This is a genomic window from Pseudomonas sp. ERMR1:02 (assembly GCF_002277815.1).
Classification (GTDB): Bacteria; Pseudomonadota; Gammaproteobacteria; order Pseudomonadales; family Pseudomonadaceae; genus Aquipseudomonas.
Genome location: NZ_NKJI01000012.1, coordinates 78,836 through 103,191 on the forward strand (window position 1 = coordinate 78,836; position 24,356 = coordinate 103,191).

20 protein-coding genes and 4 pseudogenes are annotated in these 24,356 nt (G+C 59.7%); 9 read left to right on the forward strand and 15 right to left on the reverse strand.

The window, feature by feature from the left end; genetic code table 11:
• Positions 1–210 precede the first annotated feature (210 nt).
• Both dcd and CES87_RS20655 read left to right on the forward strand, forming a co-directional pair.
• Entirely contained in the window at positions 211–777 is a 567-nt protein-coding gene (dcd, locus tag CES87_RS20650; protein ID WP_007904652.1) for a dCTP deaminase, read from the forward strand.
• Positions 778–885: 108 nt separating this feature from the next.
• Positions 886–1,095, forward strand: coding sequence for a hypothetical protein (locus tag CES87_RS20655; protein ID WP_046046259.1), 210 nt, complete (start codon positions 886–888; stop codon positions 1,093–1,095).
• 104 nt (positions 1,096–1,199) lie between these two features.
• Here CES87_RS20655 and pdeM read toward each other — a convergent pair whose 3' ends face one another.
• From pdeM to CES87_RS20705, 10 genes and pseudogenes are all read right to left on the reverse strand, one after another.
• A complete protein-coding gene (pdeM, locus tag CES87_RS20660) occupies positions 1,200–1,859 on the reverse strand; it encodes a ligase-associated DNA damage response endonuclease PdeM (RefSeq protein WP_128607564.1) in 660 nt (219 codons plus the stop codon).
• A gap of 4 nt (positions 1,860–1,863) precedes the next feature.
• Positions 1,864–4,344, reverse strand: a pseudogene (locus CES87_RS20665) (ligase-associated DNA damage response DEXH box helicase); the annotation flags it as partial.
• A 196-nt stretch (positions 4,345–4,540) separates the two neighbouring features.
• Entirely contained in the window at positions 4,541–5,305 is a 765-nt protein-coding gene (locus tag CES87_RS20670) for an ABC transporter ATP-binding protein (RefSeq protein ID WP_128607633.1), read from the reverse strand.
• A gap of 21 nt (positions 5,306–5,326) precedes the next feature.
• A pseudogene (locus tag CES87_RS20675) lies at positions 5,327–6,453 on the reverse strand (succinylglutamate desuccinylase/aspartoacylase family protein); the annotation flags it as partial.
• 26 nt (positions 6,454–6,479) lie between these two features.
• A pseudogene (locus CES87_RS20680) lies at positions 6,480–7,189 on the reverse strand (ABC transporter permease).
• Positions 7,186–7,914 carry an ABC transporter permease gene (locus CES87_RS20685; protein WP_128607565.1) on the reverse strand — a complete coding sequence of 243 codons (729 nt, stop codon included), beginning with the start codon at positions 7,912–7,914 and terminating at the stop codon, positions 7,186–7,188. The pseudogene CES87_RS20680 and the gene CES87_RS20685 overlap by 4 nt, the downstream one beginning before the upstream one ends.
• Before the next feature lie 56 nt (positions 7,915–7,970).
• Positions 7,971–8,753 (reverse strand): transporter substrate-binding domain-containing protein, encoded by a 783-nt coding sequence (locus CES87_RS20690; RefSeq protein ID WP_128607566.1) that lies wholly within the window; start codon positions 8,751–8,753, stop codon positions 7,971–7,973.
• A gap of 328 nt (positions 8,754–9,081) precedes the next feature.
• Entirely contained in the window at positions 9,082–10,770 is a 1,689-nt protein-coding gene (locus tag CES87_RS20695; protein ID WP_128607567.1) for an ATP-dependent DNA ligase, read from the reverse strand.
• The gene (locus tag CES87_RS20700) at positions 10,767–11,801 is read right to left on the reverse strand and encodes a ligase-associated DNA damage response exonuclease (RefSeq protein WP_128607568.1); all 1,035 of its coding nucleotides are present in this window, start codon (positions 11,799–11,801) and stop codon (positions 10,767–10,769) included. The genes CES87_RS20695 and CES87_RS20700 overlap by 4 nt, the downstream gene beginning before the upstream one ends.
• 190 nt (positions 11,802–11,991) lie before the next feature.
• The gene (locus CES87_RS20705) at positions 11,992–14,442 is read right to left on the reverse strand and encodes a penicillin acylase family protein (RefSeq protein WP_128607569.1); all 2,451 of its coding nucleotides are present in this window, start codon (positions 14,440–14,442) and stop codon (positions 11,992–11,994) included.
• Between the two features lie 222 nt (positions 14,443–14,664).
• On the opposite strand from CES87_RS20705, the gene CES87_RS20710 reads away from it, so the two are divergent.
• Complete coding sequence (locus tag CES87_RS20710; RefSeq protein ID WP_128607570.1) at positions 14,665–15,222, forward strand: cysteine hydrolase family protein; 558 nt, start codon at positions 14,665–14,667, stop codon at positions 15,220–15,222.
• 183 nt (positions 15,223–15,405) lie between these two features.
• Here the strand turns inward: CES87_RS20710 and CES87_RS20715 are convergent, their stop codons facing one another.
• The 4 genes from CES87_RS20715 to CES87_RS20730 form a co-directional block, all read right to left on the reverse strand.
• The gene (locus CES87_RS20715) at positions 15,406–15,606 is read right to left on the reverse strand and encodes an SEC-C metal-binding domain-containing protein (RefSeq protein ID WP_034146774.1); all 201 of its coding nucleotides are present in this window, start codon (positions 15,604–15,606) and stop codon (positions 15,406–15,408) included.
• Positions 15,607–15,611: 5 nt separating this feature from the next.
• A complete protein-coding gene (locus CES87_RS20720; RefSeq protein WP_128607634.1) occupies positions 15,612–16,097 on the reverse strand; it encodes an LEA type 2 family protein in 486 nt (161 codons plus the stop codon).
• Between the two features lie 112 nt (positions 16,098–16,209).
• A complete protein-coding gene (locus CES87_RS20725; RefSeq protein WP_128607571.1) occupies positions 16,210–16,686 on the reverse strand; it encodes a YchJ family protein in 477 nt (158 codons plus the stop codon).
• A gap of 4 nt (positions 16,687–16,690) precedes the next feature.
• Entirely contained in the window at positions 16,691–17,188 is a 498-nt protein-coding gene (locus CES87_RS20730; RefSeq protein WP_128607572.1) for a DUF6231 family protein, read from the reverse strand.
• 190 nt (positions 17,189–17,378) lie between these two features.
• Between CES87_RS20730 and CES87_RS20735 the strand changes: the two genes are divergently transcribed.
• From CES87_RS20735 to CES87_RS20755, 5 genes are all read left to right on the forward strand, one after another.
• Positions 17,379–18,074, forward strand: coding sequence for an OmpA family protein (locus tag CES87_RS20735; protein WP_128607573.1), 696 nt, complete (start codon positions 17,379–17,381; stop codon positions 18,072–18,074).
• Positions 18,075–18,164: 90 nt separating this feature from the next.
• The gene (locus CES87_RS20740; protein WP_128607574.1) at positions 18,165–18,878 is read left to right on the forward strand and encodes an OmpA family protein; all 714 of its coding nucleotides are present in this window, start codon (positions 18,165–18,167) and stop codon (positions 18,876–18,878) included.
• Positions 18,879–19,025: 147 nt separating this feature from the next.
• Positions 19,026–19,304: a DUF1145 domain-containing protein gene (locus CES87_RS20745; protein WP_128607575.1), complete on the forward strand. Its 279-nt coding sequence runs from the start codon at positions 19,026–19,028 to the stop codon at positions 19,302–19,304.
• A complete protein-coding gene (locus CES87_RS20750) occupies positions 19,297–20,055 on the forward strand; it encodes a collagen-like protein (protein ID WP_128607576.1) in 759 nt (252 codons plus the stop codon). The genes CES87_RS20745 and CES87_RS20750 overlap by 8 nt, the downstream gene beginning before the upstream one ends.
• Before the next feature lie 127 nt (positions 20,056–20,182).
• Positions 20,183–21,442 carry an IS256 family transposase gene (locus CES87_RS20755; RefSeq protein ID WP_128606128.1) on the forward strand — a complete coding sequence of 420 codons (1,260 nt, stop codon included), beginning with the start codon at positions 20,183–20,185 and terminating at the stop codon, positions 21,440–21,442.
• A gap of 124 nt (positions 21,443–21,566) precedes the next feature.
• Here the strand turns inward: CES87_RS20755 and CES87_RS20760 are convergent.
• A pseudogene (locus tag CES87_RS20760) lies at positions 21,567–22,030 on the reverse strand (CopD family protein).
• A 98-nt stretch (positions 22,031–22,128) separates the two neighbouring features.
• Here CES87_RS20760 and dinG point away from each other — a divergent pair.
• Complete coding sequence (gene dinG, locus CES87_RS20765; protein ID WP_128607577.1) at positions 22,129–24,273, forward strand: ATP-dependent DNA helicase DinG; 2,145 nt, start codon at positions 22,129–22,131, stop codon at positions 24,271–24,273.
• Positions 24,274–24,356: the final 83 nt, after the last annotated feature.

Sequence of the window (24,356 nt, forward strand, 5' to 3'; positions counted from 1 at the left end):
GTGACGCCACCTTAACCCTTTTTCCGGGACGTGCCAATGCTTCTTGCGAAGGTTTCTCGGATTTCGTGATCGACGGTGCACCCGTATTGTTTCGAAGGTCCGTAAATATCGCCGGGTCGTCGAGAATTGTGCCCAGCGCTTTGAACCCGGCGGCGCGCCCCGGTAAGATGCCGGACAGTTTTTTCCACCTCGCTATTCAGGACACCCGCCATGAGCATCAAATCGGACAAGTGGATTCGCCGCATGGCGCAGGAACACGGCATGATCGAGCCGTTCGTCGAGCGCCAAGTGCGCGGCAGCGACGATAGCCGTGTAATCTCCTACGGCGTGTCGAGTTACGGCTACGACGTTCGTTGCACTAATCATTTCAAGGTGTTCACCAACATCAATTCGGCCATCGTCGACCCGAAAAATTTCGATGCCGGCAGCTTCGTCGACATCCACAGCGACGTCTGCATCATCCCGCCGAACTCCTTCGCCCTGGCCAGCACCGTTGAATACTTCCGTATACCGCGCAACGTATTGACCATCTGCCTGGGCAAGAGCACCTACGCCCGCTGTGGCATCATCGTCAACGTCACCCCGCTTGAGCCAGAGTGGGAGGGTCACGTGACCCTGGAGTTCTCGAACACCACCAACCTGCCGGCAAAAATCTACGCTAACGAAGGCGTGGCGCAGATGCTGTTCCTTGAGTCCGATGAAGAATGCGAAGTTTCCTACAAAGACCGTGGTGGCAAGTACCAGGGCCAGCGTGGCGTGACCCTGCCGCGGACCTGAGTCAATCCGTCTGACAAACCGTGGGAATTCCTGAGCGAGCGTACACTCTATGGAGTGTACTGCTTCGATCCGCGCAAAGCGGATCGGGCCATCGCTCAGGAGTGCTGTATGAAGATCGACCCGCGAATAAGTGCCGAACTGGCAAGGCTTGAGCCAAATCAGGTTGGCGTCCTGGCCTGGTCCTTGTTGGCACACCCACCGATCAGCACGGCAGGGGGCATCCCCGGTCAGCCTGATCCCGACACCCCCAACGAACAACCCACCGAGCCCGGTGAGCCCACCCTGCCGGATGAGCCGCCTCCCGCACCTGTGGTCTGATCTAACTGTAGGAGCGAGCTCTGCTCGCGATGGACGCAAGGGCAAGGCGGTTTATCCAGATAGCCCTTTTCATCGTTAACGTTTTTCGCGAGCAGAGCTCGCTCCTACACGTTGATTGGCCATATTTCATTGTCGCCGATGACAAAAATCCGACAGCTCTCATCCCGTTCGACCTGATAGCCGCCAGTAAATGCGCCGAAAGCCGGTAGCAGACTGACGTCAGTCCCCAGCCTGAAGCACGCCAACCGCAAACTCTGTCGACCTCTGCCATGCAGCCGATAGACCGGATGCACATGGCCGGCCAGGACGTGGCGAGTGGGATGCGGGTCGGGTTCATGCTGCAAGGCAAACGGTCCGAGCAACAATGGCTCAGGTAGCACACGAATATGCAGCGTGGATGGCGGATCGCCGGCACGTTTGTCGTGGTTGCCGCGGATCAAGGTCATGGGCAAATCACGGTGTCGCACTCGCCATTCGGTCAATGCGTCCAGCGTGGCCATAGCGTGGGAGCCCGGCCCGTGGAGAAAGTCGCCGAGGAAAATCAGCTGGCGGCAAGGCAGGGCCGCCAATATTGCATCCAGCACGGCAATGTTTCGTGAAGTGGTGCCTTGAGGCACCGGCTGACCAAGCCTGCGATAAGCGGCGGCCTTGCCGAAATGCACGTCTGCGATCAACACCGCTTGTAGCGCCGGCCAATAGATGGCTTTTTCCGGCAACAACCAGAGTTCCTCTCCCGCCAGACTTACCGGGTAGGCCGTGCTCATCAGGCTTTCCCCGTTCGGCGGTTTTCTCCAGGTCGCTGACCATGCGTCTGATGCGGTCGGCGAGTTTTTCCGAACTCATGCTCTCTCGCATGCGTTCCACCAAAAGCGGAAATCCGAGTGGCGTAGGACGTTTGATCGGATGCAGGTCCAGTTTCATCCGGTGGATCCGCTCCAGCGTCTGCTCCAGGCGATGAATATCCAGCTCTTCGCGCAGGACTTCTTCCCCGGCCTGAGCCAGCAACAGGTTGTCGGCGTCATATTGTTTGAATACTTCGAAGAACAGACCGCTGGAGGCCTGAACCTGACGGGCGCTTTTTGGCGCGCCGGGGTAGCCGGCGAAGACCAGCCCGGCGATCCGGGCGATTTCCCGGAAACGGCGCAAAGCGAGTTCTCCTGCATTAAGGCTGGCCAGCACGTCCTTTAAAAGATGATCGGGGCTAAGTAACGCGGTATCGAGTTGCTGCGCCCAATCGACAGGTGTGGCGCTGAGCAATTCCAAACCGTAATCGTTTACCGCAATCGAGAATGTCACGGGCAGTCGCTGACTGACTCGCCAGGCCAGCAGGCTGGCCAGCCCCAGATGTACCTGACGTCCGGCGAAGGGATAGAGGAAAAGGTGCCAGCCTTCGCGGGATTTCAGCGTTTCGGCCAGCAGACTGTGCTCGGTCGGCAATCCGGACCACGCTCGCTGCAGCTCCAGCAGCGGACGCAATGCTTGCATTTCCGGGCCGGCGAACTGGCCTTCTGCGGCCGCGGAGAACCGCGCGACGACCGCCTCGGCCAGTTCATTCGAAAGCGGCATGCGCCCGCCATTCCAGCGTGGCACCGCGGCTTTTTTCACGGTGCTGCGTTTGACATAGGCGGTCATGTTTTCGACCCGCACCAGCTCCAGCAATCGGCCGGCGAACAGAAAACCGTCACCAGGCTTGAGGCGCGCGATAAAGCCTTCCTCGACACTGCCCAATTGCTTGCCGCCTCCGCCCTTGCTCCAGAATTTCAACTGGATGCTCGCATCGCTGACGATGGTGCCGATGCTCATGCGATGCCGCCGAGCCAGTCGTGCGTCAGGTACCCGCCACACGCCTTGATCATCAGGTTCGACACGGCGGTAATCCGGATAGGCCGTCAGAGAAAGCCCGCCGTGGCGTACGAAAGCCAGCACCCAAGTCCAGTCGGCGGCACTCAGGTCTCGGTAAGCCCAAGCTCCGCGCACTTCTTCGTACAGCTCATCGGGCACAAACCCACCTCCCAGCGCGATGCTTACCAAGTGCTGCACCAATACATCCAATGGTTTGCCGGGCGATACGCGCGGTTCGATCCGGCGTTGCGCCACGGCGTCCTGTGCTGCTGCGGCCTCGATCAATTCAAGGCTGTGAGTGGGAACCAGCGTGACTCGCGACACACGGCCCGGAGCGTGCCCGGAGCGCCCGGCACGCTGCATCAGCCGCGCCACACCCTTGGCCGAACCAATTTGCAGCACGCGTTCCACGGGCAGAAAGTCGACACCCAGGTCAAGGCTGGAGGTACATACCACCGCTTTGAGTTGGCCTTCCTTAAGCGCGCGTTCGACCCAGTCACGGGTGTCGCGGGACAACGAACTGTGGTGCAACGCTATCAGTGCGGCCCAATCCGGCCGGGCATCGAGCAAGGCCTGATACCAGATCTCCGATTGGGCGCGAGTGTTGGTGAATATCAGGCTGCCGGGGCTTGATTCAATCTCGGCGACGACCTGCGGCAGCATCTTTAATCCGATGTGCCCGGCCCATGGAAAACGTTCGGTGGTGGGCGGTAGTAGCGTGTCGACCAGCAACTCCTTGGTGGTCTGGCCTTGAACGCTGATGCCGCCACCCTGTGGGATCAACACTTGCTCGGCGTGGGATTGATTACCCAACGTCGCGGAAACGCCCCAGACGATCAGTTCGCGGTGCCAACGGCGCAAGCGTGCAAGGGCCAGCTGCAATTGCACGCCACGCTTGTTGCCCAGCAGTTCGTGCCATTCATCGACAACCACCATGCGCAAGGTCGAAAGCGCCGTTTGCGCGTCGGCACGGGCGAGCATCAGGGTCAGGCTTTCCGGTGTGGTGATGAGGGTCGTCGGCAAGCGGCGGCGTTGTCGCGCCCGTTCACTGCTGCTGGTATCGCCGGTGCGCAGGCTGACACTCCACGGGATCTGCAAGTCATGCAACGGCGCTTCCAGTGCGCGAGCAGTGTCAGCGGCCAAGGCACGCATCGGGGTTATCCACAATACGGTCAGCGTTTCGGCAACAGGTTTGCGTTTGCGTGGTGTTTCAACAGGAGGGGAGTAGCGGGCGAAGCGATTGAGCGCAGCAAACCAGACCGCGTAGGTTTTACCAGCCCCGGTGCTGGCGTGCAGCAATCCGGACTGCCCCTGTTTTACCGCGGCCCACACCTGTTTCTGAAAGGCGAACGGCTTCCAGCCGCGAGCGGTGAACCATTGTTTTGCGTAGTCGGGGGAGCTTCCCATGCTAGCGGTGTGCGCTCTGAAAGTGTTCTTTCAGTGACCGCGGCGCAGAGGGACAAGTTTAATCGCGTTGCCTTATGTGTCTTGATCAACACCGAACACTGTAGGAGCGAAGCTAGCTCGCGAAGGTAGGTCAGGCACCGTTGTGTCGACTGACACACCTTCGCGAGCAAGCTTCGCTCCTACAGGGGTTTGGCGATTACTTGAGGTTGCCGCTCAGGAATTGCTTGAGCCGTTCACTCTTCGGATTGCCCAGCACGGCTTCCGGCGCGCCTTCTTCCTCTACCAGGCCCTGGTGCAGAAACAACACCTGGCTCGACACTTTGCGTGCGAAGCTCATTTCGTGGGTGACCATGATCATTGTCCGGCCTTCTTCGGCCAGGCCCTGGATCACTTTAAGCACTTCGCCTACCAACTCAGGGTCCAGCGCCGAGGTCGGTTCGTCGAACAGCATGACTTCCGGCTCCATGGCCAATGCCCGGGCAATCGCCACGCGCTGCTGCTGGCCGCCGGAAAGGAACGCCGGGTACTGATCGGCCACTCGCGCAGGCAGGCCAACCTTGTCCAGGTAGCGGCGGGCACGGTCTTCGGCTTCCTGCTTGCTGCAGCCCAGCACCCGGCGTGGCGCCATGGTGATGTTTTCCAGCACGGTCATGTGGCTCCACAGGTTGAAGTGCTGGAACACCATGGCCAGGCGGGTGCGGATCCGTTGCAATTCGTCGGGATCGGCGACGTGCATGCCGTGGCGATCCTTGACCATGCGGATTGCCTGGCCGTCAAGGCTCATGCCACCGTCGTTGGGTTGTTCGAGAAAGTTGATGCAACGCAGAAAGGTACTTTTGCCCGAGCCGCTGGCGCCGATCAGGCTGATAACGTCGCCGGTGTTGGCCTTGAGCGAAACGCCTTTGAGCACCTCATGATCGCCATAGCTTTTATGCAGGCCTTCAATGGTCAGTTTGTACATGGAACAAGCATCCTCAAGGCGAAGTAGGTAGCCGCTGCGATAGGCTTCGGCGCCCGCGACGTGGGCGATCACCATGCCGGCGGTGGCCATGCGGCGCAGCGAGCGGGCGTACATCAGTCCGGCGACGGTGCAATGGACCGGGGTGACGCGGTCAGAAATGGGATCGATGATTTCGGCGATCAGTTGCCCGGCTTCCAGGTATTCCCCGGCAGAGCGGTGAACACCAGCAACCCACCGACTGGTGTGGCCACAGGTTCGACGCCGGCCAGCGGCGTGGCCGGGTAGGGCAGATCAGGCAAGGACGCCGGTTCGCCTGCAATCGCGCCGAAGTGAATCAGGTAGTCGATCAACGCCTGGCTGTCGAGGCTGGCCAGAGGGTGATTGACGTCGCCCTGACCACGCAGTTCGACGGTAACCGAAAAGCTCCCCAACGGAATATCGAACTGTTCGCCGAAGCGCTCCTTCAATTGCCACCACAGCAGTGTGCAACATTCGTCAAACGACTGACCGCCGGAATCGGTGGCCAGCAGGCTGGCTTCGGAACCGATATAGCGGGCCAGCGGTTCGACCTGCGGCCAGGCCTCAGGCGTTGTGTACAGGTGCGCGACCGCTTCGAAATCGCAATGCAGGTCCAGCACCATGTCAGCATCGCAAGCGAGCCGTTGCAGGGTCAGGCGTTGGGATTGCAGCTGGGTGCTGGCGGTTTGCCGCGCCAAGGCGTTGCGCAGGCTGTTGCGGATCAGGTGCAGGTTGCGTTGTGGGTCGTCGCCAAGTTGACCTTCGATTTCGTTGCCGACCTCTTCGCTCAAATCGACGAACCAGCGATTGAAATTCTGCCCGCTCTCCAGCTCGTAGCGGCCCAGTGGTACATCCATCAGCACTTGCTCCAGGCCGACCGGGTTGGCAACCGGGACCAGGACGATTTCACTGCGCAGGCGGCCAGCGGCTTCCAGCTCCGCCAGGCGTTGCTTGAGGTGCCAGGCCACCAGCATGCCGGGCATTTCATCGGCGTGAAGGGACGACTGGATGTAGATCTTGCCTCGGGCGCTTGTAGCGGTAGGCGCCGATGCAGGCCCGAAGTGGAAGCTGTGAATCTGTCGTGCTGTCCCCGGCAGCGGGGCCAGCAGGTCATGTATCTGGTGGCGCATTCTTTGTTCCCTGAAACAGAAAAGTCCTAGTGGGTCGGCCCGAGGAAGGCCAGCCATCGGCGTTCGGCGAGGCGGAACAGGCCGACCAGTGCAAAGGTGACGGTCAGGTAGATCAGCGCGGCGATGCCGAACGACTGGAAAGTCAGGAAGGTCGCCGAGTTGGCGTCCCGAGCCACTTTCAGGATGTCCGGGATGGTCGCGGTGAACGCCACGGTGGTCGAGTGCAGCATCAGAATCACTTCGTTGCTGTAATACGGCAACGAGCGACGCAAGGCCGAAGGCATGATCACGTAGGCATACAGCTTCCAGCCTGTCAGACCGTAGGCCTTGGCTGCTTCGACTTCACCGTGGGCCATGCTGCGAATCGCCCCGGCGAAATCTCCGTGGTATAGGCGCAAGTGTTCAGGGCGAACGCGAGGATGGTGCAATTCATCGCATCGCGGAAGAAGCTGTCGAGCAGTGGTTGTGCGCGCACGGCAGCCAGGCTGTAGATCCCGGTGTAGCAGATCAGCAGCTGGATATACAGTGGCGTGCCGCGGAACAGGTAGGTGTAGAACTGCACCGGCCAGCGAATATAAAAGTGTGGAGAAACCCGGGCGATGGACAGCGGAATCGATACGATGAAACCGAATAAAATCGAAGCGCTGAGCAGCCACATGGTCATGGCCAGACCGGTGATGTTCTGACCGTCGGTGTAAAGGAAGGCTCTCCAGTATTCCTGCAGGAGTTCGATCATCGTACAGCCTCCCGTGTGCCGGCGGCGTAGCGGCGTTCAAGCCAGCGCAGAACGAAGTTCGAGGCACTGGTGATCAGCAGGTAGATCAAGGCGGCGACTACCAGGAAATAAAACAGTTGATAACTGCTTTTACCCGCGTCCTGGGCAGCCTTGACCAGGTCGGCGAGGCCGATGATCGACACCAGTGCGGTAGCCTTGAGCATCACCATCCAGTTGTTGCCGATACCCGGCAGGGCAAAGCGCATCATCTGCGGGAACACTACGATCCGGAAACGCTGGCCGCGTTTGAGACCGTAGGCGGTGGCGGCTTCGACTTGGCCGCGAGGCACGGCTAGGATGGCGCCGCGGAAGGTTTCGGTGAAGTACGCGCCGTAAATGAAGCCCAGGGTGATTACGCCGGCGCTGAACGGGTTAATCTCGATGTATTCCCATTCCATGTAGTCGGTGAGCGACGTAAGCCAGGTTTGCAGGCTGTAGAAGATCAACAGCATCAGCACCAGATCCGGCACCCCGCGGATCAGCGTGGTGTAACACTGGGCCGGCAGGCGCAGCAGTTTGAGTTTCGACAGCTTGGCACTGGCGCCGAGCAGGCCGAGCAACACGGCCACCAGCAGCGACATCGCCGATAATTTGATGGTCATCCAGGTGCCTTCCATCAGCAGCGGACCGAAGCCCTTGAGGCTGAAGGCTGAGAGCCCCAGATGTTGCAAGAGGTTTTCGAACATAAATCAGCAACCTGATCGGAAGAAAAAAGCGCCCATCGCGAGATGGGCGCCGGGCATTATTTGCCGCTGTACAGATTCAGATCGCCAAAGTGTTTCTTCTGAATGGTGGCGTAGGTGCCATCATCGTGTAACGCTTTGATACCTTTATCCAAAAGCGCTTTCAGCTCGGTGTTACCTTTCTTAATGCCGACTGCAGTTTTGGCTGGCAACAGAGGGTCATCAACCGGCTTGCTGACTTCGAAATTGGCACCCTGTGGCGACTTCAGGAAACCCAGTTCGGCTTGCAGCATGTCCTGGATGCCCGCGTCGAGACGACCGGAAGTCAGGTCGGCGTAAACCTGGTCCTGGTTGGCGTAGGCCTGGGTTTTCACGCCGGCCTTGTCCAGAATGGCCTTTGCGTAGGCTTCCTGAATGGTGCCTTGTTCGTAACCGACGGTCTTGCCTTTGAGGGACGCGGTGTCGGTCGTGATGCCGGAGCCTTTCTTGTACACGAGAGCGGTCGGGCCGGAGAACAGTTCGCTGGAGAAGTCGATGACCTTCTGGCGAGCTTCGGTGACTGTCATCGAAGAGATCACACCGTCGAATTTATTGGCCTTGAGGCCAGGAATCATGCCGTCGAAATCACTTTCGACCCATTTGCACTTGACCTTCAGCTCGGCGCAGATTGCGTTGCCCAGATCGATGTCGAAACCCACCAGGCTACCGTCGGCCGCTTTCGATTCGAACGGTGCGTAGGAAGGGTCAACGCCGAAACGCAGTTCCTTGTATTCCTTTGCCAGCGCAGAGCCAGCAGCTACGCACAATGCCAGTGCAGACAGGGTCAGCAATGCTTTTTTCATTATTCAATCCCTAAGAACCAATATGAGCGCTTGTGGCGCAGAATTATTGTTACTGGTAAGCGTAAGACTTAATGAAAGTAGCAATTTCCGAACCAGAGTGCCGAACAAGCGTTTAAAAGGTATTCAGGAAATTGCCGGATGGGATTAGTGCACGAAAATGGGCGGCATGGAAAGCCTGCACTGTTTCGGTTCGCGATGAATTGTTGCAAGAAGGGGGCCTGACCGGTAGGAGCCGGCTTGCTGGCGAAAGCGTGGGTCACCCACTAGCAATGTTGATTGATGCGCCGCCATTGCCAGCAAGCCGGCTCCTACAGGTGGGGGGACCGTGTTAACCAAGCAAATCCTGCAGCGTGCCGAGATGGTCGGCCTCCTCGACGGTTTTGTCCTGCCGCCAGCGCAGCATCCGTGGAAAACGCACCGCAATTCCACTCTTGTGCCGTTTGGACAGGGCGATCCCTTCGAACCCCAACTCAAACACCAGGCTCGGTTTGACACTGATCACCGGGCCGAATTTTTCCACCGTGGTCTTACGCACGATATTGTCAACCTTGCGCATTTCTTCATCGGTCAGCCCCGAGTAAGCCTTGGCAAACGGTACCAGCGCACGCTCGCTGGCGTCGGGCGGACCGTCCCAGACCGCGAAGGTGTAGTCGCTGTAAAGACTGGCCCGGCGCCCGTGACCGCGTTGCGCGTAAATGAGCACCGCGTCGACGCTGAACGGGTCGACTTTCCATTTCCACCAGACCCCCACGTCCTTGGTTCGGCCAACACCGTACATGGCATCCCGAGCCTTGAGCATCATGCCTTCGACTCCCCGCTGGCGAGACGCTTCCCGCTGTCGGGCGAGGTCGAACCAGTCTTCGCCGGTCAGTAACGGCGAGGCGAGCAACACCGCGTGATTGCTATGGGCAATGACTTGCTCCAGTTGCGTGCGACGCAGCGCTTGCGGCTGGTTGCGCCAGTCTTCGCCTGCCCATTCCAGCAAGTCGTACGCCAGAATGACCACCGGTACGTCACCGAGAATTTTTTTGCTCAGGGTTTTGCGGCCGATCCGCTGTTGCAGCAGGGCGAAAGGTTGCACCGCGGGCGATGCCGCTGATTGAGGGTTGAAGGCGTCCTGGGTTTGCGGTTGATCGGCTCTCCAGGCAACGATTTCTCCGTCGATCACCGTACCGTCAGGCAAGCAGTGAATCAGGTTCTCCAATTCGGGAAAGCGCTCGGTAACCAGCTCTTCGCCCCGCGACCAGATCCACAGTCGCCCCTCGCGCTTGACCACTTGGGCACGGATGCCATCCCATTTCCATTCCACCTGCCAATTACTGGCGGGGCCGAGCAGTGCTTCGAATTGTTCGACCGGTTGCGCCAGTGCGTGGGCGAGAAAAAACGGATACGGCTGACCACCGCGCTGCGCATGCTCGTCGCACGATTCAGCGGCGATCAATTTCAAGTAACTGGCCGCATTTGGGCGGTTGGACAGGTCGGTGTAGCCCACCAGGCGCTGGGCCACGCGCTTGCTGTCCAGGTGAGCCATGGACGCGAGCGCACGGGTCACCAGCAATTTGGAGACACCTACGCGAAAACTGCCAGTGATCAATTTGATGCAAAGCATCAGGCTGACGCGATCCAGTTGCGACCAGAGTCTGGGCAGTTGTTCGGCAAGCACTTGCGGGGACTCACCGCGCAACGGCAGCAACTTGTTTTCGATCCATACCGCCAGTCCGTCAGTGGACGAGTAGGGGGTTTCGGGCAGCACCAGCGAAATGGTTTCCGCCAGATCGCCCACGGCGAGATAACTCTCTTCAAACAACCATATCGACAGGCCTGAATACGCCACCGCCAGTTCACGCAGGACCCGCACGGGGACAAGTTGTCTGGGCCGTCCTCCGGACAAAAAGTACACCGCCCAAGCGGCGTCTTCCGGTGCGGCTTGAGTAAAGTAGCGTTGCATCGCTGCCAGTTTGGCGTTGCTCGACGTGGTGGCCTCAAGCTCGGCGTACAACTCGGCGAACGCCTTCATGGCAGCGCCTCGGCCTGTTCCGGTTCATCCGGCGACGGTTCTTCTTCATCGTCGCCGTACTCGGTATCGAAGCCCCGGGCATCCAGGCCTTGTTCTCGCAGGTGGCGCACCAATACAGCGACAGAACCATGGGTGACCATCACCCGTTCGGCACCGGTCTGTTCAATGGCCCAGAGCAGACCCGGCCAGTCCGCGTGATCGGACAACACGAAGCCGCGATCCACACCGCGCCGCCGACGGGTACCACGCAGACGCATCCAGCCGCTGGCGAAACCGTCGCTGTAGTCGCCGAAACGGCGCATCCAGGTGCTGCCACCCGCCGAAGGCGGTGCGATGACCAGGGCCTTGCGCATCATCGGGTCGCTCTTCTTGACTTCGCCGGCATAAATCGTCGGCGGTATGTAGACGCTGCTATCGCGATAAACACGGTTCAGCGGCTCAACCGCTCCATGGGTCAGAATCGGGCCGAGGCTGGCGTCGATGCCATGGAGAATGCGCTGGGCCTTGCCGAAGGAATAACAGAACAGCACGCTGGCCTTGTCTTCGGCGGCGTTGGCTTGCCACCACTGATTGATCTCGGCAAACACCTGCGTCTGGGGTTGCCAGCGATAGATCGGCAGGCCGAACGTCGACTCGGTAATGAAGGTATGGCAGCGCACCGGATCAAAGGGCGCGCAGGTGCCATCGGGTTCGATTTTGTAGTCGCCGGAAGCGACCCAGACTTCGCCGCCGTATTCCAGGCGCACCTGAGCCGAGCCGAGCACGTGGCCGGCGGGGTGAAAACTCAAGGTGACGCCGTGATGCAGCAACCGCTCGCCATACGCCAGTGTTTGCAGGTTGATGTCCTGGCCCAATCGCCAGCGCAGAATCCCTTCACCGGACGCCGCCGCAAGATACTGTTGGTTGCCGGTGCGCGCATGGTCGCCATGGGCGTGTGTGATGACCGCTCGCTCCACCGGGCGCCATGGATCGATGTAGAAATCGCCGGCGGGACAGTACAGGCCTTCGGGACGTGCGATGACAAGATCCACGTTGTTACTCAAGTGGAGGGACTTGTTAGGTGAGAGGTTGGCGCAGGGGAGAAGTTCTATCGGGATTTAGCAGTTAATGACATTCCAATGTGGGAGCGGGCTTGCTCGCGAAAGCGGTGTGTCAGTCAACATAAGCGTTGAATGTTAAGCCGTCTTCGCGAGCAAGCCCGCTCCCACTTTTTGGCCGGCGTTACTTGCCGGGTATCAGGGTCAGCCGCTTGGTTCCGTATACCTTGTCGAAGTTCTGCGGCTGCATTGGCAAACTCATGTATTGCCCCTTGAGCCACGGTTCAATGCTGTTCAGGTAGTTCGGGCTGGCCGGGTTGCCAGACTGGCCGGTGGCGAGCTGGCCTGTCAGCGGTTCAGCCTGGCCGAAGTCGACGATAAAGCGCATGGCCGGCACCAGCGTCGTGTTGAAATCCTGGCCCCAGGCGAACGCGGCAGTATTGAGCGTGGTGTGATCGCCGCCGGCCGGCAGCGGTCCGCGAACAGTCTGGCCGCTGCTGTTCTTCCATTCATAACGGTGCAGTTTGCCCCACTGCCAGGCGTTGTGAGCGCCACCCAACTGACTGTCGCCGGCGCTGATCGCTGCAGCGAGGCTGCGTGCGAGGATGGCTGGTTTGTCTTCTTTCTGCGCGGTGCGCACGTCATCCCAGAACGGACTGTCTTCGCGGCCCAGCAGATGATCGGCTTGTGCGGCGTAGGACAACTTGCCGTTGGCAATGAAGGCTTTCCACGCAGGGCTGCTCTCTGGCCCCAGTTCATCGAGGAAAATCTGTTTGGTGCTTTCTTGCAGGAACAGCTCGTAGATCGCTGCGTCGGCAGATGTCGGGCTGAGTTTGCCGTCGAACGCCATCAAGCGGGTAAGCGCCTCGCGCGCCTTGTCGCGATCGGCAACCGGCAGGGCTTCAATGGCCTGTTTGAGCGGTTGAGCCATGCCCGGCGCTGCGAACATTTTCTTCAGTTTTGCAGCGAAGGTGGTGGCCTGGTCGTATTGCATGGCAATCAGGCTGCGGGTGTCATGTTTGCCCACACCAGCCAGTTCGGCCATGCGCTCGCCGCGCTCCGGTGCCGACCAGGAATTGGACAGTTGCATGCCGTAGCCATGGGGAATGACCCGCTGGTTGGCGGTGCCGAGCCAGCCTTGCGCCGGGTCCTGATCGTAGGGGTGCAACATCGGGTCGGCGTAACCGTCCCAATCGTAGCGACTGTCCCAGCCCGGCGAGGGCAGCAGGCCTTCACCTTCACGGCGGTTCGGGTAGCGGCCGGTGACCTGCCAGCCGATATTGCTGGCATCGGCAAACACCAGGTTCAAGGCGATGGCGCGGATCTCTCGGCTGGCATCCGACGCCTTCTCGACGGTCTGCGCACGGGACAGGTCAAAAAACGCGTCCAGGGTTTTGTCGTCGGTGAAGCTCGGTGTCTGTAAGGCAAGACCGAAGCCGCTGCCTTGGGCCAGACTCTGGGCGCTGTTGAGCAATGGGCCATGACGGGTTTCGTACACCGCTTCGCGAATCGGCCGCTGGCCTTTGACGAAGTAGGTTTCGTTGCGCACGATCGCAGGCTGCCATTTGCCATTGGATTCGTAGGTGAGGCCATTGCCCTGGCGTTTGATTTTTTCCAGGAACAGGTCCTGGTTGTCGCCCATGACGGTGGTCATGCTCCACGCCACTTTGCCGTTGAACCCGCCCAACACCATCGGCAAACCGGCGATGGTCACGCCGGACGCCTGATACTTGGTGGTACGAATCTGCACGTAGCTGTACAACGACGGCACGCCCATCGGGCCATGGCTGTCGCTGGCCAGCAGGCTTTTGCCGCTGCGGCTGCGTTGTGGGGCGATGGCCCAGTTGTTCGAGGAAGTCGCACCCAGCAGATTCAGGTCAGAGAGTTGCGCTGTGGCTTTGCTGATGTCCGCCAGCCCCGGCACTTGTCCATTGAGCTTGATGCCTTGCAGCTTTTCACTTTCGCCCAGCGGCAGTTTTTCGTCAGGGGCGGAAGGTGTCAGCCACGGCAGTTTGTCGGTGGTGACTGTTTGGGCCAGCACCAGCGAGGAAATTTCTTCGGGCAGGTTGGCCGACTGGCTGAAGTTCAGCAGACAGAAAATCAGCGCCGAATCTTCCGGCTGCCAGTATTCAGGCTTGTAACCGCTGGCGGCGAGGTCGGCCGGCAGTTTGTCGCGGTAGCGGAACAGGTAGGCGTTGACCCCGCGGGCGTAGACTTCGAAGAAGCGCTTGAGGCGTGGCGAAGACGCCTTGTACAACTCGCCGGCACTTTTCTTCAGATTGACTGCACGCATGTAGCGGTCGGCGTCGAGTAAGTCGGCACCGTGCATCTCGGCCAGACGTCCCTGAGCCAGCAAACGCAGGGTGACCATTTGCGTGATGCGGTCACTGGCGTGCACGTAGCCGAGGGTAAACAGCGCGTCGTGGAACGTGCTGCTTTCGATCAACGGCATGCCCATGGGGTTACGGCGCACCGAAACGTTCTGCGCCAGCCCCTTGAGCGGCTGTACGCCGGAAACGGGCGGGAGGGTGTCCTGGGCATTGAAGCTCTGACAACCGGTCAGGCTCAAAACCCCCGCCACTGCTGCGGCAACGCCGAACCGGGGTAGAAAATGTGTAAGGGCTGGCGAGGCCATGGCAAAGCTCCTGCGGGGGTGGTAGCGCAATAAAGTCGCTACGTTAGTGAGCAGGAGGGGGCTGCGCAAGCGGGGGACGAGGTTATTTCAGGATTTGTCCGAGAATCCAAAAAGATCGCTGCCTTCGGCAGCTCCTACATTAGATTGGCGTACATCTTGTAGGAGCTGCCGAAGGCTGCGATCTTTTCGACTTTCAAACAATGGTGGTGGAGAAACGCTGGCATGGAGCTCAAGACAAACGCAGCACTGATCATCATCGATCAACAGAAAGGCATTCTGCATCCCCGGCTCGGACCCCGGAATAATCCGCAGGCCGAGGAGCGCATCCTTGAATTGTTGGAACATTGGCGCCGCACCGGGCGGCCGATTGTGCATGTACAGCACCTGTCCCGTTCAGAGGATTCGGTGTTCTGGCCGCAGCAGTCAGGGGTGGAATTTCAGGCGCGTTTTCGGCCATTGCCTGGCGAGCAACTGATTCAGAAGCAGGTGCCGGATGCATTTTGTTCGACGGCGCTGGAGGCACATTTGCGCGAGGCGGGGATCGAGCAGCTGATTATCGTCGGCGTGGCAACCCACAACTCGGTGGAGTCCACGGCGCGAACGGCGGGTAACCTGGGCTTTGATACGTGGGTTGTAGAGGATGCGTGCTTTACCTTCGACAAGGCTGATTTCTTTGGAAATGCCCGTTCAGCCGAGGAGGTGCATGGAATGTCGCTGGGGAATTTGCATGGCGAATATGCGACGGTGGTCAGTGCCGCGCAGATTCTGGCGACTGCTTGAAACCTTGTAGGAGCGAGGCTTGCCCGCGAAGAAGGCTACTCGGTCAACCAGGAATACCGTGTCATCGTTCTTCGCGGGCAAGCCTCGCTCCTACAGGGTTTTGAGTCGTTCACAAAACCAATGTGGGAGCGGGCTTGCTCGCGAAAGCGATTCAACGGGCGAAGAAGATCTCCACCCGAAGCATCAAGCGCCGTGGCACTTCTTGAATTTCTTGCCGTTGCCGCATGGGCAAGGGTCGTTGCGGCCGACATCTTTCAGGGCGTTGCGCACCGGTTCCTGGTGGGCGTGGCCGCAGTTCGGGCCGTGGACATGACCATGGTCGTGATCATGGTGGTCATGATCGTGGTTGCAGTCAGGGCCATGGACATGGGGTTGCTGGGTCATCGGGGTTACTCCGGAATTAGATCGGCGGGGATTATTACGCCATTACGCGCCAGGTGCACGTAGTGAGCGATGAATAAACCAGTTTCCATCTCTCCTTCCAGACGATAGGGAATGCCCCGCCCCGGGTTTTTAAGCTGTTTGACCAGGTCTTTGACCTTGGGCCACAGGTTGGTGCGGATCGGCACCTTGTAAAAGCGGCTGCCCTTGGGGCTGACAGTAATCCAGTGCTCATGCTCGCCTTCGGCCAGCAAGATGCCTCCCAAGTGAATTCGGTACTCCAGACCGCGCACGGTCAGGTCGCTGTCGTTGCGGTTGTCGATGCGAAAGTGCAGCACAAACCGCTGCTCCAACAGCTTGGCCCGCACGACTTCAACCCTGACCAGATGGACCTCCGGGTCCGGTTCATCGCTGCTGAACCAGGACGCACAACCGCCGAGCCCCAGACAAAGGGTCAGCGTGAGCAGATAGAGCGTGAGTCGCCGGTTAATCATGGTCATGGTTCTCCCTGAACCCCAGTCTAGCTATAAAAGATCGCAGCCTTCGGCAGCTCCTACAGATGACAAAAGCAGGAGCTGCCGAAGGCTGTGGTCTTTTGATCTTGCCTCAACTGCCGAAATACCCCGAACAGCACTTCTTGAATTTCTGCCCGCTGGCGCAAGGGCAGGCATCGTTACGCCCGATGTCGAGTTGAACGGTGGGGTCGATGAAATACCAGCGGCCCGCGGTCTGCACGAACGAGGAGCGCTCGCGGTGACTGTGTTCGCCGCTGCCGTCATGCCAGCGCGCAGTGAAGGTAACGAAGGCGTGCTCCGGTTGTCCGCCGAGGACTTCGGAGCTTTCCACTTCAAGACCCAACCAGGTGCTTTGGGCGCTCCAGTCACTGATCGATTGCCGATCGAGGCCGGCCTGCTGGGCGGGGAGGGTGGTCGCTACCAAATAATCGATCAGGCCGAGCACGTAAGCGCTGTAGCGCGAACGCATCAAGGCATCGGCGCAAGGGGCCGGGTGGCCCGCATGGTAATGACCGCAGCAGGCATCGAGCAGGGTGCCGCTACCGCAAGGGCAAATAGATGTACTCATTGCGTTACCACCAGTATTTCCCGAAATTTTCCGGATTGGCCCAGAACCGCGAGTTGAGCCAGTCGGGCACCTGTTTGTAGTCAAGCAGATCATAGGTGAACAGCGTCAGCACCTGGTCGTCGCGCTGGAAGCGTTCACTGGCTTGGAGGGCCAGGGAGAAAAAGTCCGTCTCCTGCCAGCCGCTGGCCGGCAAATCGGCCAGAACCGCAATGCGGCTGGCGTTGAGGTTGCGGATGCCACCCAGCAAATTCAGGCCGTCGCGCTTGGGCAAGTGTTCGAGGCAATCGACCACCAGCGCCAGATCAAACCTTCGTGCCGCCAGTTCGGCAGGCAACGGCCCCGGTGCTGCGTGCGCAACACTGCTGTCCGGGTGCGCGAGCTTGAATGCTTCAAGCGCGGGGAACTCGCTGGCGCCAATCAGCAACAGGCGCGAAGGGGCGTAAAGGTCCAGCAAAGCGGCTAGCGCCTGTTGCGGCGTGCGCGAAGAAATACCTGCAATCATTGAAGATCCTCACTCAGATCTGCCAAGACTAGCCTGCCCGCAAGTTCGATCCTAGAGCGGGTTTGCCGCAAAAGTGACGATCTCCCGTGAATACAGGACAAAACAGCAATGGCCTATTGCTGGCGGAGACTAAAACTCCGGTCTTTACTACCTGAATCGGTTCTAAGCCGATCCTTCAGGAGAAAACTAGATGAGCATAGTTCGGACAGCGTTACCCCTGGTTCTGCTAACCAGTGTGTTGACTGGTTGCGCAGGGTTGCAGAAAACCGACTGGCCGACCTGTGCGGCGGTCGGTGGTGTCGTGGGTGCGGGCATCGGTGCAACCGAAAGTTCGTCCTGGGCAGGGTATGGTGCGCTGCTTGTCGGTGGTACGGCGGCGGCCTATTGCTGGGTTCACGGTGATGGCGACGAAGACGGCGATGGTGTGCCTGATAGCCGCGACAAGTGCCCGGGCACGCCTCGAGGCGTGAGGGTCGATGCCGACGGTTGCCCACCACAAGCACCTGCTCCTGTGGTTGAGGAAGCCGTGGTGGTCAAGGAAGAAACCATCGTCATCCGCGATGTTCACTTCCAATTCGACAAAGCAACACTCACTGCGTCTGACAAACAGGTGCTCGATAAGATTGCCACTCGTTTGAAAGCGGAAGCCCCTACTGCCCGGATGAGCGTAACCGGTCATACCGACAGCGTGGGCAGCGATACCTACAACCAGAAACTGTCGGATAAACGCGCTCACTCGGTGGTTGAGTACCTCATCCAGCAAGGCGTGCCACGCAGTAACTTCGTGTCTGTCACTGGTGCGGGTGAAAGCCAGCCGGTTGCCGACAACAAAACAGCTGACGGTCGCGCGCAAAACCGTCGCACGGAGATCAAAATCCAGCGCTAGCGCCCCTCGCATCTGTGCCTTGTGCAGTCGCGGATGCGCGTCTTTACTCCTGTGTAACCGGCATTGGCCGGTGACACAGGAGCTTTAAAAATGACCAATCTCACACGGACCGTCTTGCCGGTTCTGCTGCTTGGCAGCCTGTTGACCGGTTGCGCTACTCACAGTGATGGCACTGCCCCCCTCAATCAACGTACCTGGCCGATCTGCAGCGTCATTGGCGGACTGGTCGGCGGAGGCCTGGGCGCTCTGGAAAGTGGCGGTTGGGCGGCCGGTGGAGCGGCGCTCGGGATCTTGACCGGTGGTTTGATCTGTTACGCCCAAGACGGTGACGAAGACGGCGATGGCGTTTTCGACCGACGTGATCGCTGCCCTGACACCCCGGCCAATACCCCTGTGGAACATCACGGTTGCCCGCTGCCGCAATATCCGGCCAGCGTGAAACCTGCGGAGCCCGCACAGCCTGAAATCATCACGTTGAGCAATGACGTGTTTTTTGGCTTCAATCAATCCGACCTGACACCAGCTGCGCAGAGCCAGCTCGATTCGATCATGGAAAAACTGCTGGACGCCAGTGTGGTGAGCATCAAGGTGGTCGGGCATACCGACAGCGTCGGGGCCGATGCCTACAATCAGGCGCTGTCGGAGCGACGTGCCAGCAGCGTTGCGCAGTACCTGTTGAGCCAGGGCGTGGCGCCGGGCAAGCTCACCAGCGAAGGCAAAGGAGAAAGCCAGCCGGTGGCCGATAATGAAACAGAAGAAGGCCGTACGAAAAACCGTCGCGTGGAGCTGCACATAAATCGCTGAGCCGCGCAGTAGAGCCGTCGAGTGAGGATTTTCTTCACTGCGACGGCCATTCGGCGGCCTACATGAAGAATTTTCGTTTGCCCTCTGGCTTATCCCGCTTGGAAGCCGTTACTGTGCGCGCAAAGAATAATTCTCAGCGGGGGGCGTATGAAGGTGCTATGGGGGCTGGGGAAGCTGTTGACCCTGCTGTTCTGGTTGGTGGTGCTGGTCAATCTGCTCACGCCGTTCATCTATCCGCTGCACCTGCTGGTCAACCTGGCCGGCAGCCTGTTGGCGGGCCTGCATCTTCTTGAAGCGCTGTTGTGCTATCGCAGCCTCAGAGGTCGCGTGCATCCCTGGCGTGATCGCCTGAAGATCGTTATTTTCGGCGTTTTTCACCTGCAAACCATTCCTGCTCCCACCGCACCGAAGGCCTCCCATGCGTAAACTCTGCCTGCTCGCCGTATTCATCAGCCCATTGGCCTGCGCCCAGGTGGTGAGCGTCGAAACCAACTCATTGATGCGCCTGCCCAATACCGCCAGCACCCTACAACTGGAACGCCTGGAAGTGGCCGACTACGGCACCTTGCTGATTCCATCGAACGTGACTGAAGTTACAGTCGGAGAGCTGCGCCTGGGGCGTGATGCGCGGATTGCGATCGTGCCGGGTGAGCAGGCGCTGGAACTGAAGGTCATCCGTGCCCAGTTGTCCGAGGGTAGCCAGATCACTGCTCGCGGTGCACCAGGCACTTACCAGAAGGCCGCCCGTTCCGGGCGTAATCTGAATTTGCAGATCAAGGCTCTGAACGCGCCGAAATTGCTGGTGGACGCCCGCGGTGGCGCAGGTGCCCCGGGGTTTGTCGGCCTCGACGGGGCCAATGGTCAGGCGCCGGGCTGCACGTGGGGACAGGCGGGTCGCGGTGCCGATGGCAGCGACGGCACTGACGGTCAACCAGGGGCGCCGGGGGCGTTGGTCAAGTTGGCAGTGCCGCGCGACTACCCGGCAGAACAGATCAAGGTTCAGGTGGCCGGCGGGGCCGGTGGCCTGGCCGGGCCTGGCGGCAAGCCGGGAGCGGGCGGTAAGGCCAAGGGCTGCATTATCTATAAAGCCGATGGCGGCAAGAGCGGCAAACCTGGTGCCGACGGGCAAGCGGGGTCTGCGGGAGCGGCGGGTTCGGTGACGGTGCAGCGGTTGTAAGCATTATCTGAATGGTGTGTCGCCTGATCGAATGTCTTCGCGGGCAAGCCTCGCTCCTACCGTTTTCGAGTCGTTGAGACTGTCAGAAATTTTGTGTTCGGGCATAACATGTTGAAAAGGAGCATGTATGCCGACCAAGAAGAAAACGGCCTCGGAGGCCAAACCCGAGCTTCCTTCGATCCCGAAGGAGCTGATTGATCAGTTCGTCAAAGGTCCAATGAGCGCCGAGGCGATTCAGGACGCCGCGATGGCGTTCAAAAAGGCGCTGATTGAACGAGCCCTTGGCGCCGAACTGGGTCACCACCTTGGCTATCTTCAGGGCGCACAGCGCCCTGAAGAGACGAGTAACCAGCGCAACGGCACAAGCGGCAAGACCGTGTTGACCGACGATGGCCCGCTGCGGCTGGACATCCCGAGGGATCGCGACGGCAGCTTTGCGCCGATCCTGATTCCCAAACACGAGCGTCGTTTTACGGGTTTCGATGACAAGATCATTGCCATGTACGCCCGTGGCATGACCGTTCGCGAGATCCGGGCATTCCTTTCGGAGCAGTACGGGACTGACGTTTCCCATGATTTCATCAGCTCGGTCACCGACGCGGTCTTAGAGGAAGTTGCTGCCTGGCAGCAACGCCCACTTGAGCCGATGTATCCGGTGATTTTCTTCGATGCTCTGCGGGTCAAAATCCGTGAGGAAGGGCTGGTTCGCAACAAGGCCATTTACCTGGCGTTAGGGGTACTGCCAGACGGCACCCGAGATATCTTGGGCATTTGGATTGAGAACACTGAGGGGGCCAAGTTCTGGATGAAGGTCTTCAACGACCTCAAAACCCGAGGCGTCGAAGATGTGCTAATCGCGGTGACCGATGGCCTCAAAGGCATGCCAGAAGCCTTGAGCGCGGTGTATCCGACAGCGACCTTGCAGACCTGCATTGTGCATCTGATCCGCAACAGTCTTGATTACGCCGCCTGGGACAAGCGCCGTGAATTGGCCAAAGCCCTCAAGCCGATTTACCAAGCGCTTAATGTAGAAGCTGCCGAGCAAGCGCTGGACGCATTCGAAACCGGGCCTTGGGGCAAGCAGTACCCCACAGTCGTAGCCGCTTGGAGACGCGCCTGGGATCGAGTCATCCCGTTTTTCGTCTTCCCGCCTGGCATCAGAAAAGTGATCTACACCACCAATGCCATCGAGAGCATCAATGCTCAGCTGCGCAAGATCATCAAGACAAGAGGCCACTTCCCGACTGACGATGCGGCAACAAAGCTGATTTGGCTGGCACTGCAAAACATCACTGCCAATTGGGGCAGCGCGGCGCACGACTGGAAGACAGCCATGAATCAATTTGCGATTCTTTATGGAGATCGATTTACCAGGTCAAACTGGTGAAATGAGGGCTTGCCTGACGGCAGGCCGTTACCGGCCCGCACACAAATATCTGACACTCCCGAGTCGTTCGCGTATACCGTGAACGACAGAGGATCCGTAGGAGCGAGGCTTGCCCGCGAAGCTTTTAGAGCATCGGCCGAGCCGAGGCGATCACTACCACCACCAACCCGACAATCAAATTGATCCCCACCACCCTGCGAATCCGCGCCAACACCGCAGCCCCCGCCGGCCAATCCTGCGCATCCACCGCAATGCGCAACTCCGGCAGCATCAACGCCTGAATCCGGATAAACAGCGCAGTCATCACCACATACAACCCCATCATCACCTCCACATAACGCGGCGCGTGTTCAAAACCGGTGAAGTGGAGGTTCAGCATGACCACACCGCTGACGGGCAAAAGCACCACGGCCCCCCATACCCAGCGGAAAAAACCTTGAAACACTTCTAGCCACAGCTTCAGCCGGGGGGACCTTCCAGCGCCTTGAACGCCGCGGGGCGCAAGACCATCCAGGCGAAAAACATGCCGCCCACCCACACCAGAGCGGCGAGGACATGCAGGCTATAAACAAGGCTAAAAGCGGTCATTGAGGTACTCCGTTCTGCGCGGGATTAATTAGCGGGGTATGATAGCGGCCGAACCGAACCACTGAAAATTTATCCAGCGTTTTTGCGCCCGACAATCCATGATCAGTACTGAACTCAAAACCACGATTCAGGGCGCCTATTCGCGTTTTCTTGAAGCCAAGAGCCTCAAGCCGCGCTACGGCCAACGCCTGATGATCGCCGAAATTGCCAAGGTCCTCGGTGACATCGACACCGACGATGAAGGCCGGCGCAGTGGCGACCCCGCGATTGTCGCGGTGGAAGCCGGCACCGGTACTGGCAAGACCGTGGCCTATAGCCTGGCGGCAATCCCGACCGCGAAGGCTGCCGGCAAACGCCTGGTGATCGCCACGGCTACCGTCGCTCTGCAAGAACAGATCGTCTACAAGGATTTGCCCGACCTGATGCGCAACAGCGGGCTGAATTTCAGCTTCGCCCTGGCCAAGGGGCGAGGGCGCTACATGTGCCTGTCCAAGCTCGATATGTTGCTCCAGGAAGGCCACGCGCAAACCGCCACGGCGCAACTGTTCGAAGAAGAGGGCTTCAAGATCGAGGTCGATGAGGCCAGCCAGAAGCTGTTTACCAGCATGATTGAGAAATTGGCCGGCAATAAGTGGGACGGCGACCGCGACAGCTGGTCCACCGCCCTGGAAGACGCCGACTGGGCGCGTCTGACCACTGATCACAGCCAGTGCACCAACCGTCATTGCCCGAACTTTGGCCAGTGCGCCTTCTACAAGGCCCGCGAAGGCATGGGCAAGGTCGATGTGATCGTCACCAACCACGACATGGTGCTGGCCGACCTGGCCCTGGGCGGCGGTGCCGTGCTGCCGGACCCGCGCGATACCATCTACGTATTCGACGAAGGCCATCACCTGCCAGACAAGGCCATCGGCCACTTTGCTCATTACACGCGCCTGCGCTCCACCGCCGACTGGCTGGAAACCACCGCCAAGAATCTAACCAAACTGCTGGCCCAGCACCCGCTGCCGGGGGATCTGGGCAAGATGATCGAGCAGGTGCCGGAGCTGGCGCGGGAGATCAAGACCCAGCAGCAGTTCATGTTTACTGCTTGTGAGCAGATCGCCGATTTCAAACCCGGTGAAGACGTCGAGGGCCGCGAACGGCCGCGTCACCGTTTCGTCGGCGGTGTGATCCCCGAGCACATGCGCGAGATGGGTATCGAACTGAAGAAAGGCTTTTCCCGACTGACCGACCTGTTTACCCGTCTGACCGACCTGCTCAAGGAAGGTATGGACGGCGAGGTCAACATCGGTATCGCCAGCAATCAGGCCGAGGAGTGGTATCCGCTGTTCGGCAGTCTGTTGTCGCGGAGTTCGGGCAACTGGGAGTTATGGACCGCGTTCACCGTCGAAGACCCGGAAGACAACCCGCCCATGGCCCGCTGGCTGACTTTGGCCGAAAGCGGTTCGTTGTTCGACATCGAGGTCAACGCCAGCCCGATCCTTGCGGCGGAAATGCTCCGGCGCAATCTGTGGAACGTCGCGTATGGCTGTCTGGTGACCTCGGCGACATTGACCGCCCTCGGCACGTTTGACCGCTTCCGCATGCGCGCCGGCCTGCCCAAAAAAGCCGTCACCGCCGTGGTGCCGAGCCCGTTCCATCATGCCGACGCCGGTGTGCTGCGGGTGCCGAACCTCAACGCCGACCCGCGTGATGCGCCAGCGCATACCGCAGCGATCATCCGCGATCTGCCCGGACTGGTCGAAGGCTCGCGGGGCACGCTGGTGTTGTTCTCTTCGCGTAAACAGATGCAGGACGTGTTCGATGGCCTCGACCGCGACTGGCGCAAGCAAGTGTTCATTCAAGGCAACCTGTCGAAACAGGAAACCCTGAACAAGCACAAGGCGCGGGTCGATGGCGGGGATTCGAGCGTGTTGTTCGGTCTGGCGAGTTTCGCCGAAGGGGTCGACTTGCCCGGTGCGTATTGCGAGCACGTGGTCATCGCCAAGATTCCGTTCTCGGTGCCTGATGATCCTGTCGAAGCGGCGCTGGCCGAGTGGATCGAAGCCCGGGGCGGCAATCCGTTCATGGAAATCTCCGTGCCGGACGCCTCACTGAAACTGGTCCAGGCCTGCGGTCGTTTGCTGCGTACCGAAGAAGACCGCGGCACCATCACCTTGCTCGACCGGCGCCTGGTCACCCAGCGCTATGGCAAGGCGATCCTCAATGCGTTACCTCCCTTCCGCCGTGAAATTTCCTGATACACCGGTGGGCAAATCTGCCCACCGCGTTGTCTATCTCTCTGTCATCGCTTTTTCACTGGCCCATCGAGGTCGTTAGGGAG